The 9677-nt window shown below is 69.7% G+C and carries 12 protein-coding genes; 6 read left to right on the plus strand and 6 right to left on the minus strand.

Features of this window, described 5'->3' with window-relative positions:
- Positions 1-146 precede the first annotated feature (146 nt).
- Both ACQEXA_RS08915 and ACQEXA_RS08920 read left to right on the plus strand, forming a co-directional pair.
- A complete protein-coding gene (locus ACQEXA_RS08915; protein WP_433129306.1) occupies positions 147-623 on the plus strand; it encodes an Lrp/AsnC family transcriptional regulator in 477 nt (158 codons plus the stop codon).
- Positions 624-690: 67 nt separating this feature from the next.
- Positions 691-1389: an HAD family hydrolase gene (locus ACQEXA_RS08920; protein WP_433129308.1), complete on the plus strand. Its 699-nt coding sequence runs from the start codon at positions 691-693 to the stop codon at positions 1387-1389.
- Positions 1390-1508: 119 nt separating this feature from the next.
- Here ACQEXA_RS08920 and ACQEXA_RS08925 read toward each other — a convergent pair whose 3' ends face one another.
- Positions 1509-2270 carry a LysR family substrate-binding domain-containing protein gene (locus ACQEXA_RS08925; RefSeq protein WP_432935410.1) on the minus strand — a complete coding sequence of 254 codons (762 nt, stop codon included), beginning with the start codon at positions 2268-2270 and terminating at the stop codon, positions 1509-1511.
- 58 nt (positions 2271-2328) lie between these two features.
- On the opposite strand from ACQEXA_RS08925, the gene ACQEXA_RS08930 reads away from it, so the two are divergent.
- Positions 2329-2742: a DUF5997 family protein gene (locus ACQEXA_RS08930; protein ID WP_432935408.1), complete on the plus strand. Its 414-nt coding sequence runs from the start codon at positions 2329-2331 to the stop codon at positions 2740-2742.
- 110 nt (positions 2743-2852) lie between these two features.
- On the opposite strand, the gene ACQEXA_RS08935 is transcribed toward ACQEXA_RS08930, so the two are convergent.
- Complete coding sequence (locus ACQEXA_RS08935) at positions 2853-3221, minus strand: DUF6479 family protein (protein ID WP_432935406.1); 369 nt, start codon at positions 3219-3221, stop codon at positions 2853-2855.
- A 338-nt stretch (positions 3222-3559) separates the two neighbouring features.
- Here ACQEXA_RS08935 and ctaD point away from each other — a divergent pair, with 338 nt between their 5' ends.
- The gene (ctaD, locus tag ACQEXA_RS08940) at positions 3560-5233 is read left to right on the plus strand and encodes an aa3-type cytochrome oxidase subunit I (RefSeq protein WP_432935404.1); all 1674 of its coding nucleotides are present in this window, start codon (positions 3560-3562) and stop codon (positions 5231-5233) included.
- The gene (gene ctaF / locus ACQEXA_RS08945) at positions 5230-5619 is read left to right on the plus strand and encodes an aa3-type cytochrome oxidase subunit IV (RefSeq protein WP_432935402.1); all 390 of its coding nucleotides are present in this window, start codon (positions 5230-5232) and stop codon (positions 5617-5619) included. Before ctaD ends, ctaF begins: the two co-directional genes overlap by 4 nt.
- Here ctaF and qcrB read toward each other — a convergent pair.
- Positions 5549-7057, minus strand: a complete 1509-nt coding sequence (gene qcrB / locus ACQEXA_RS08950) for a cytochrome bc1 complex cytochrome b subunit (protein ID WP_433134495.1) — start codon at positions 7055-7057, stop codon at positions 5549-5551. The two genes, ctaF and qcrB, sit on opposite strands and share 71 nt — an antisense overlap.
- A gap of 404 nt (positions 7058-7461) precedes the next feature.
- Here qcrB and ACQEXA_RS08955 point away from each other — a divergent pair, with 404 nt between their 5' ends.
- Positions 7462-8202, plus strand: a complete 741-nt coding sequence (locus ACQEXA_RS08955; RefSeq protein WP_432935400.1) for a class I SAM-dependent DNA methyltransferase — start codon at positions 7462-7464, stop codon at positions 8200-8202.
- Positions 8203-8427: 225 nt separating this feature from the next.
- On the opposite strand, the gene ACQEXA_RS08960 is transcribed toward ACQEXA_RS08955, so the two are convergent.
- From ACQEXA_RS08960 to ACQEXA_RS08970, 3 genes are read right to left on the minus strand one after another with little or no spacing between them, the layout of a single operon-like run.
- A complete protein-coding gene (locus ACQEXA_RS08960) occupies positions 8428-8706 on the minus strand; it encodes a hypothetical protein (protein ID WP_170812855.1) in 279 nt (92 codons plus the stop codon).
- Positions 8703-9047 (minus strand): DUF6247 family protein, encoded by a 345-nt coding sequence (locus ACQEXA_RS08965; RefSeq protein WP_432935398.1) that lies wholly within the window; start codon positions 9045-9047, stop codon positions 8703-8705. Before ACQEXA_RS08965 ends, ACQEXA_RS08960 begins: the two co-directional genes overlap by 4 nt.
- Positions 9048-9065: 18 nt before the next feature.
- On the minus strand, positions 9066-9542 hold the full coding sequence (locus tag ACQEXA_RS08970; RefSeq protein WP_432935396.1) for a hypothetical protein: 477 nt from the start codon (positions 9540-9542) through the stop codon (positions 9066-9068).
- Positions 9543-9677: the final 135 nt, after the last annotated feature.

Here is a 9677-nt window from a genome sequence, read left to right on the forward strand (position 1 = left end):
CTACGTCACCGGTCCTGCGCTGCGCGGCGCCATTGATACTCACAAGAAAAGCATCAGGACGGCATTGGCTCAAGTGAACCGTCTATCACTGCGCCATTGGTACAGTCGCGGAAGATCGACTCGTGTGACAGGGAGGCCAACGGATCATGGCCGTGGACGCGCTCGACACCCGCATCCTGCGCCTGCTGCTCGAGCAGCCGCGCACCAGCGTGCGCGAGTACGCGCGCATCCTGGGCATCGCCCGCGGCACGCTGCAGGCCCGGCTGGACCGTCTCGAACGGGACGGCGTGATCACCGACACGACCCCTTCGCTGTCCCCGGCGGCCCTCGGCCATCCGGTGCTGGCCTTCGTGCACATCGAGGTCACCCAGGGCCACCTGGACGACGTGGGCGATGCCCTCGCGGCCGTCCCCGAGATCGTCGAGGCGTTCTCGATCACCGGGGGCGGCGATCTGATGACCAGAGTGGTGGCGCGGGACAACGAACATCTGGAGGACGTCATCCAGAAACTGATCAGCCTGCCCGGCGTCGTCCGCACGCGCACGGAGGTGGCGCTGCGCGAGCGGGTTCCGCACCGGCTGCTGCCCCTGGTGGAGTCGATCGGCCGCGCCGCCGCACCGTGACGGCCCGGCACCGGGAACCCCGGCCCCGCGCAGAGACCCGGAAGCGCGCCTTGCCATCCTGGACCCCATGAGCACTCCCGGCGGCCTCGCGGTCGTCTTCGACCTTGACGGAACCCTCGTCGACAGCGAGCCGAACTATTTCGAGGCCGCCCGGCGACTCCTCGCCGCACGGGGTGTCACCGACTACACCTGGGCCAATCACGAGCGGTACGTCGGGATCAGCACCCGGGAGACGCTGGATCTGTTCAAGCAGCGCTACGGCCTCGGTGCCCCGCTGGACGAGCTGCTCACCGAGACGAACGACCGCTATCTGGAGCTGGCCCGCACCTCCACGCGGGTCCACCCGCAGATGCGGAAGCTCGTGGAACTGCTGGCCGGAGACCGGGTTCCGATGGCCGTGGCCTCGGGTTCGTCACCGGAGGCCATCGCGGCCGTCCTGTCGGGCACGGGACTGGATTCCTGGTTCGGCACGGCCGTCTCGGCGGACGAGGTCGCGAACGGCAAACCGGCCCCGGACGTCTTCCTGGAGGCCGCCCGCCGCCTCGGCGTGTCACCCGGCGACTGCGTGGTCCTCGAGGACGCCGTGCCGGGCGCCGAAGCCGCGCACGCCGCCGGAATGCGGTGCGTCGCCGTCCCCTCCGTCCCCGCCCAGGCCGACCATCCGGCGTTCGCGAGGGCGGGGCTGCTGGTGCGCGGCGGACAGGCGAAGTTCACGGCACGGGCGGCGTACGACTGGCTGACGGGCTCTGCCGCGGCGTCCCCGTAGCGGCCGTCCGAGCCGTCACCGCGGACGGCCGCCAGGTACGCCGACGACGAGGATCCGTGCCGGAGACAGAGCGGCGTCCGCCGAGCCGAAGGTCTACCGGAGAAGTGCCGCGGAGTGCCTCAGGAGCGGCGACGGGGCTTGCCGCCTCTGGCACCCTTCGGGCTTTTGGCCCCCGTGCGTGGGCTCCGGCCCGTCGACTTCTTCGCCGCGGGCTTCGGCCGGGCCGCGCCCGCGTCGGACTGCTGGCGCTTCGGCTGTGCCGCCGGAGCGTTGCGGCCTCGTGTGCTGTTGACCGTCCGTCCGCGGACGATTCCGATGAAGTCCTCCACGAGATCGGTGGTCGCCTCCTCCGGCCAGGACAGGGCGACGCTCGACTGCGGGGCGTCGGCGAGTGGCCGGTAGGTGAGATCCCGGCGATGGTGCAGACGCGCCAGGGACTGCGGGACGACGAGGAGGCCGATCCCGGCCGCCACGAGCTCGACGGCGTCCGCCGTCGTGGCGGGACGCTCGAAGGCGGGCTCGCCGGGCGGCCGGTCCCAACCGAGGACGTCGTCGAGGGGATGGACCACCACCTCGTCGGCCAGGTCCTCGAGGGACACCTCGTCCGCCGCCGCGAAGAGGTGGTCCTTGGGGATCACGACCACGGTCGTCTCGGTGTACAGGGGGATCGCGCTGAAGACCGTACGGTCGACCGGCAGCCGCAGGAGCCCCGCATCCGCTTCGCCGGCGCGCAGCACATCGGACGCTTCTGCAGCCGGCACCTGGACCAGGGTCAACGGGACATCGGGCAGGCGCTCGTCCCAGATCCGCACCCATTTGGCGGGCGTCACCCCGGGTACGTACGCGAGCCGGAACGAAGGGGGTACTTCCGAGCCTGTCACGCCGCCAGGTTACCGGGCGTGGTCGGACGTCCCCCACACGGCGGATATTCTGGAAGCCATGAAGTCGCACCAGACCACCCAGACGATGAAACCCGCGACTGCGGCGAAGAAGCTGGGTGTGTACCTCCCCGCCACCCCCGCCGAGTTCCAGGAGGGGGTCGTCTCGCGCGCCGAACTGGACGCACTTCAGGCCGATCCGCCCGAGTGGCTGCGCGACCTGCGACGCGACGGACCGCACCCGCGCCCGGTGGTCGCGGCGAAGCTGGGGGTCTCCATCTCGGGTCTCGCGCGCGGCGGGGTCACGGAACCTCTCACGACCGAGCAGATCGAGGCGCTGAAGCAGGACCGGCCCGACTGGCTGGAGAAGGAGCGCGCCACTCAGGCCGAGGTCCGCAAGGAAACGGCACGCATCAAGCAGAGGGACGCCGAACGCGCGGAGCAGGCAGACCGGCCGCATCGGACGGGTCCCTGACGACACCGAGGCTCGCCCCGGCAGTCCGGCGGCCGCGGAAGGTGTCCGCACAGTCCCGGTGGTGATCACCCGCACTCGGCCGCGCCAGGTGCCGACGCACCGCCCCGGCGTCAGCTCGCGCCGGAACCGCCGCTGCCGAAGGAGCCGCTGGAGCCCGAATTCCAGCGCGGGCGCCTCTGGTCCTCGCTGCGCTTACCGCCGCCGGCGTGCAGTTCATGGGGGGTGAGGCGCTTGCCCTTGTCCCCGGCACGCGGCATCTCGTCCGGCTCCCTCATCTCGCGGGACTCCGTTACGGGCCCCGGAGCCGGCCGGGCGGGCTGCGGGGAGGTCCGCTGGGGGCCCTGTTCGCGACCGCGCACCTTGATACCGAGCCGGATGGCCCAGACCAGGACACCGGCGATGACAAGGCCGCCGATGAAGGCGCCGGTCACTGCCCATGCCGCATCCGAGGCCGCCATTTCCAGAGAGATCGTAACCATTTCTCCCAGGTACCCAGGCCTGGGAAACGAACACGCCGCCGCCGTCCGGGCCGGACGTCCCGCTGGGCGTGCTCGGCCCGGCCCACCACGGTGAACGCCCGCCCGGCGGGCGTGGCGCGGCGGTGTCCCCGGCACTCGCGGCGATAGCCTCGCGGCGGGCGGGCATGATCGCAGCGGGCGGTCGAACCGCGCGGCCTGATGCCCGGGCGGCCCCGCACCAGAACCCCTTCGTCATCACGACCGGTTTCCGGCCGGTGCGACCGGGCACCCGTGGGGCGCTCACGCGCCGCCCTGACACGTCACGGGGAGTGACACGGCGGGGGCCGTGGAGGAGGACGATGACGGAACTGTCGGAACGCACCGCCGCCACCCGACGCGGAGCCACCGCCACGTCCTCTCTCGGACGGGCGCTGCTGCGCTGGACCACGACGACCGATCACAAGGTGATCGGCAGGCTGTACATGGTCACCGCGTTCTGCTTCTTCCTCTTCGCGGGACTCCTGGCCATGGCCATGCGGGCCGAACTCGCTCGTCCGGGACTACAGTTCATGTCCGAGGAGACCTACAACCAGCTTTTCACCGTGCACGGCACGGTGATGATGCTGCTGTTCGCGACGCCCATGTTCGCCGGATTCGCCAACGCGGTCATGCCCCTGCAGATCGGCGCCCCGGACGTGGCCTTCCCGCGTCTGAACGCATTGTCGTACTGGATGTACCTGTTCGGCGGGCTGATGGTCGTCTCCGGCTTCGTGGTGCCCGGCGGCGCCGCGTCGTTCGGGTGGTTCGCCTACGCCCCGCTCAACAGCGCCTACCGCACCCCCGGCGCCGGCGGCGATCTGTGGGTGATGGGACTCGTGGTGACGGGCGTGTCGACGACGCTCGGCGCGGTCAACTTCATCGCCACCATCATGTGCCTGCGCGCACCGGGCATGACGATGTTCCGGCTGCCGATCTTCACCTGGAACATCCTGTTCACCTCGATCCTGGTGCTGCCGGCGTTCCCCGTGCTCACCGCCGCGCTGCTGGCCCTTGAGGCCGACCGCAAGTTCGGCGCGCACATCTTCGACGCGACGAACGGCGGCGCCATCCTGTGGCAGCACCTGTTCTGGTTCTTCGGGCATCCCGAGGTCTACATCGTCGCGCTGCCCTTCTTCGGGATCGTCACGGAGATCATCCCGGTGTTCTCGCGCAAGCCGTTGTTCGGCTATGTGCCGCTGATCGGCGCGACCATCGCGATCACGATGCTCTCCGCGGTTGTATGGGCCCACCACATGTTCGCCACCGGTGCCGTGCTGCTGCCGTTCTTCTCCCTGATGTCGTTCCTGATCGCGGTCCCGACCGGGATCAAGTTCTTCGCCTGGATCGGCACGATGCACCGGGGGTCGCTGTCGTTCGAGACGCCGATGCTGTGGGCGTTCGGTTTCCTGGTGTCGTTCCTGCTCGGCGGTCTGAGCGGTGTGATCATCGCGTCCCCGCCGCTCGACTTCCACGTCACCGACTCGTACTTCATCGTGGCGCACCTGCACTATGTGCTCTTCGGCACCGTGGTCTTCGCGATGTTCGCCGGGTTCTACTTCTGGTGGCCCAAGTTCACCGGACGGATGCTCGACGAACGCCTGGGCAAGCTGCACTTCTGGCTGCTGTTCCCCGGCTTCCAGCTGACCTTCCTGGTGCAGCACTGGCTCGGCGCGGAGGGCATGCCCCGCCGCTATGCCGACTATCTGCCCGCCGACGGCTTCACCCTGCTCAACACGCTGTCGTCCTCGGGGGCGTTCCTGCTCGGCATCTCCACGCTGCCGTTCCTGTACAACGTCTGGCACACCGCCCGGTACGGCGAGCAGGTCACGGAGGACGACCCCTGGGGGTACGGACGCGGGCTCGAGTGGGTGACGTCGTGCCCGCCGCCGCGGCACAACTTCGTAGCCCTGCCCCGGGTACGGTCCAACTCTCCCGCCTTCGACCTGCACCATCCCGAGATCGTCCGTCAGGCGACGCAGGAGGAACTGCGATGAAGGTCGAGGCACTGCTGTTCGCCGGCGTCGCCGTGTTCTTCGCTGCGGTCGCCGCACTGTACGGCGCATGGTCGGGCGAACCGGCCGGCACCGCGGTGCTGATCGTCGCCTTCGGTATGGCCGCGGTGGTCTCCTTCTTCTGCGCGGTGCAGTACCGGCGCCGCGGGACCCGCCCCCAGGACCGCAAGGAAGCCGAGGTGGCGGACGCGGCGGGCCCTGTGGAGTTCTTCCCGGCCCACAGTCCGTGGCCCGTGGTCACGGCGCTCGGCTTCGCCGTCACCGCCCTGGGTGTGGTCTACGGGCTGTGGCTGTTCCTCATCGGCGTCGGGGTGCTGGCGCGGGGCGTTCTTGGTCTGGTGTTCCAGTACGCGATCCGGGAGGACTGAGCGGCCTGCGAGGCGCTCCGGGCCTGAACCGTCGCAACGGCCGGTGATCGCTCTCGTAGCCGCCTTCCACGGTCTGGCGCACCTCCCCGGTTGCCACACCTTCGGTCAGACGCTGCTGCTCCGCCTCCAGCAGGGCGTGGCACAGCCACCGGGTGAGGAGGAAGGCGACGACGGGCCCCACCACCAAGGCGATCCGCAGGATCCACGTCAGCGCGTTCAGTGAGATCCGGAAGACGGCCGCGGAGACGTCGTTGCCGCCGGCCAGCAGCAGGACACCGTAGAAGACGATTCCCGCGACGCCGAGCCCGGTGCGCACGGGACGCTCCCTGGGCCGGTCGCACAGGTGCTGCTCCACGCGCCACTCCCCCGTCAGGCGCTGCTCGACGAACGGGTAGAGGTACAGGACGAAGAAGAGCAGCGCGGGCAGGACGACCGCCGGCAGCAGCACGTTCCACATGATCGTGCGGCCTGCGACGTTCGTCTCCCAGGGCGGTACGAGCCGCAGCGCGCCCTCCAGGAAGCCGACGTACCAGTCGGGCTGCGAGCCCGTCGACGCCTGGTCGGGGCGGTAGGGGCCGTAGACCCACACGGGGTTGATCTGGGCGAGCCCGCCGAGCAGGGCCAGGACGCCGGAGACCGTGAAGGACAGGCCCATCGAGGACGCCATGAACTGCGGGAAGAGCGGCTTGCCGACCACGTTCCGGTTGGTCCTGCCCGGTCCGCGCCACTGGGTGTGCTTCAGATAGAAGACCAGGATGAGGTGCACGGTCAGCAGAGCGATCAGCGCCCCCGGCAGGAGCAGGATGTGCATGCCGTACAACCGGGAGATGAAGTCCTCGCCGGGGAACTGGGATCCGAACACGAGCATGCTCACGTACGTCCCGACGACCGGCAGGGACAGCATGATGCCCTGAGCGATGCGCAGACCGGTACCGGAGAGCAGGTCGTCGGGGAGCGAGTAGCCCGCGAAGCCCTCGGCCAGGGCGAGGACGAGGAGTGTGACGCCGATGACCCAGTTGATCTCTCGGGGCCTGCGGAAGGCGCCGGTGAAGAAGATCCGAAACAGATGCACTCCGATCGCGGCGACGAACACCAGTGCCGCCCAGTGGTGCATCTGACGCATGAAGAGCCCGCCCCGCAGGTCGAAGCTGATGTGCAGGGTCGAGTCGAAGGCCGCGGACATACGGATACCACGCAGTGGCACATACCGGCCGTGATAGACGACCTCGCGCATCTCCGGCTTGAAGAAGAACGTCAGCCAGACGCCGGTCAGGACGAGGATCACCAGGCTGTACAGCGCGATCTCACCGAGGAGGAACGACCAGTGCTCCGGGAAGGCCTTGCGCAGCAGTCGTCCGCCCTCCAGCACGGGCAGCCGCGCATCCGCCGCGTCGGCGAGTCGTTCTCCCGGGCGGACGGCCCCGGGCGTGCCCGGCAGGGCCGGTGACCGGCGCTCCCTCTTCACGGTGCTTCCGTCTCGCCGCCTGCGGGCACCTCACCGCGGTCCGGGTCCACGAACGCCTCCTTCTGCCGCCGCGCGACGGCCGCTCCCTGCCATCCCTTGCCCTCGGTCCGGCGGACAAGTACCCCCTTGCCGCGAAACACTCGCGCGCCGCGGGCGCTGCACTCGTTCGGATGGACCCGGGGCGCGCCTGTGGAACTCGTCCTCATGTGGGTGACCGGCCGTCACGTCGCCGTCGGGGGCCTGCCTCGATACCCGTGCTCCCGGACCGGACGGCGCACCCAGGGATCTGCACCCGGCCCTCTGACCGGGTACTCGGAGCGTCGGTGGAAGGTAATTGCGTCGACAGCGACCGGCTGCGCCCGGCAAAGTACTGGCTTGTGACGAGCAGTGAGCTGTGGACCCGTGCGACGGCCGACCGCTACGACGCCGAGGAGGACGAGATGTCCTCGGACGCCGTCCTCGGGCCGACCCTCGCCTTCCTCGCCGAACTCGCCGAAGGCGGCCGGGCACTTGAGTTCGCCATCGGAACCGGACGAGTGGGCGTCCCGCTCAGGGAACGCGGCGTGCCCGTGGTGGGCATCGAGTTCTCCGAGCACATGGCGACGGTCCTACGGCGGAAGATCGACGAGGACACCCTCCCGGTGACCATCGGGGACATGGCCAGGACCGTCGTGCCCGGCGGGTTCACCCTGGTCTATCTCGTCTACAACACCATCTCCAACCTGCTGACCCAGGACGAGCAGGTCGAGTGCTTCCGCAACGCCGCCCGTCACCTGAGTCCCGGCGGCCGGTTCGTCATCGAACTGGGCGTGCCGCCGTTGCGGCTCCTGCCGCCCGGGCAGACCGCCGTGCCGTTCGACGTCTCCGAGCGGCACCTCGGCTTCGACACTTTCGACCTGGTCGAGCAGATCCTCGTCTCCCATCACCTCACCCGCGACGGCGACGACGGCCGCTACCGTCGCGACAGCTCCCGGCACCGGTACGCGTGGCCGGCCGAGCTCGACCTGATGGCACGGATCGCGGGGCTCGAGCTGGAGCGGCGCGTCGCGGACTGGGACGGGACGCCGTTCACCCAGGACTCCGCCAAGCACATCTCCGTGTGGCGCAAGCCGGTCTGAGAGCGCCCCGCTCCAGCCTGAGTCGCGGCGGCACCAGGGTTACGCGAGGAACGACAAGCGGACCTGACGGCTGGGATTGTCCCTGTTCGTGTCCGCCAACCTCCGTTAGGACAACCCTCAGCGTACGCCGTCGTGTCTCACCTCACCCGACCTCGCCACCTCCACGACGGCGCTGGGATCCTGGCGCGCGATGACCCGCCCGGCGGCGTCTGCTCCGCGCGGGGGTCAGGTGTCGAGATGTTGCGCTCCGAAGTGCTGTGCGCGGAGGACCAGGACGACATCGTCGCGGTAGTCCTCCTGGTACCAGACCATCACGGCGCCCTCTGCGAACGTCCTGACGCCGGATGCCGCCTCGGTGATGTCGAAGGGCTTACCGATGCGACGGACTCCCACGGCATCGGCGATCCGCTGCGCGATCGCCTCGACCTCCAGCCGCTGGGCCTTGTCCAGGCCGCCGACGACGTTCTCGGCGTCGGGTTCGTACTCCCAGGTCCAGTCACTCACGCGGCGACAGCCTCGGCGAGGATCGAAGCCAGCTCACTCGCGGCGGCGCGGCGCGCGGCGCGATCGTCCGACTCGCTGACGATGCGCTCGCACTCACGGAAGCGGGCGAGGCGCTGCGGGTAGCGGGCGACTCCGACCCATGACCACCAGTGTTCGACGAAGGCACGGGGCGGTGTGAGGGTGTACTCATCGCGGGCTTGGCGCATCGCTTCATCCCACTGCTGATCAAACGTGGCGAGGACAGTCGGGTCGAGGCGTCCGACGGCAACGCGGAGCGCGGCCGGGGTCTTCTCGGGCATGGGGATGCGGGGGCCAGTAGGCTCTGCGGCACGCTCGGGCATGGCGGACTCCGTAAGGTCTCAGGCGGCGGAGTGGAGCAGGGACGGGGTAACGGCGCCCGCGGCTTCCTCGCGCGGCTCGGTCTGCTGCTGGGCGCGCGGCGCGGCGTCGAGACCGGCCGAGACGCGTCCGGCAACGGTCTCACGCAGCAGCAGTTCACAAAGGACACTCATGGACTGGATGCCCTCCCGCGCTCGGCGCTCGTCGGCGTGGGCCCAGGCGGCGTCTCCGATGGCGGCGAGGTGCCCGCTGCGTCCACCCGCGCGCACGTCCTCCTCCGGAAGGGGAACGTCGACGACGCCGACGGCATACCGGTCCAGGAGGACGGTGAGAAGGTGACCGACCGTCAGGGCATCGCCGGCGGCGATGTCGTCGGCGCTGTCCCATGTGGCGTCATCCACATAGGGGCGGCGAGTTGTGCGGGCGAGTGTGGCCCGCTTCTTGCGGGGTGGCATAGCCCGGCCTCCGTAGGTGTCCTTCAGCGGGTCCTCGGCCACTCTAGCGCGACCATGGCTATATCTCCGACCCAGTCTAGAACTACGACCATGTCTGAACTTCAGATCCCCACGTCCACAGCCGGGACGACCTCTCGCCGCCTCGCCGCAGTCCTCATCCAGAAACGCAGCCTGGAC

The sequence above is a fragment of the Streptomyces sp. CA-106110 genome (genome assembly GCF_050936285.1).
Classification (GTDB): Bacteria; Actinomycetota; Actinomycetes; order Streptomycetales; family Streptomycetaceae; genus Streptomyces.

Bases quoted from the DNA above. Each gene is read 5' to 3' on its own strand.
- ACQEXA_RS08915 (WP_433129306.1), top strand. From the start codon at position 147: ATGGCCGTGGACGCGCTCGACACCCGCATCCTGCGCCTGCTGCTCGAG.
- ACQEXA_RS08920 (WP_433129308.1), top strand. From the start codon at position 691: ATGAGCACTCCCGGCGGCCTCGCGGTCGTCTTCGACCTTGACGGAACC.
- ACQEXA_RS08930 (WP_432935408.1), top strand. From the start codon at position 2,329: ATGAAGTCGCACCAGACCACCCAGACGATGAAACCCGCGACTGCGGCG.
- ACQEXA_RS08935 (WP_432935406.1), bottom strand. From the start codon at position 3,221: ATGGTTACGATCTCTCTGGAAATGGCGGCCTCGGATGCGGCATGGGCA.
- ctaD (WP_432935404.1), top strand. From the start codon at position 3,560: ATGACGGAACTGTCGGAACGCACCGCCGCCACCCGACGCGGAGCCACC.
- ctaF (WP_432935402.1), top strand. From the start codon at position 5,230: ATGAAGGTCGAGGCACTGCTGTTCGCCGGCGTCGCCGTGTTCTTCGCT.
- ACQEXA_RS08965 (WP_432935398.1), bottom strand. From the start codon at position 9,047: ATGCCCGAGCGTGCCGCAGAGCCTACTGGCCCCCGCATCCCCATGCCC.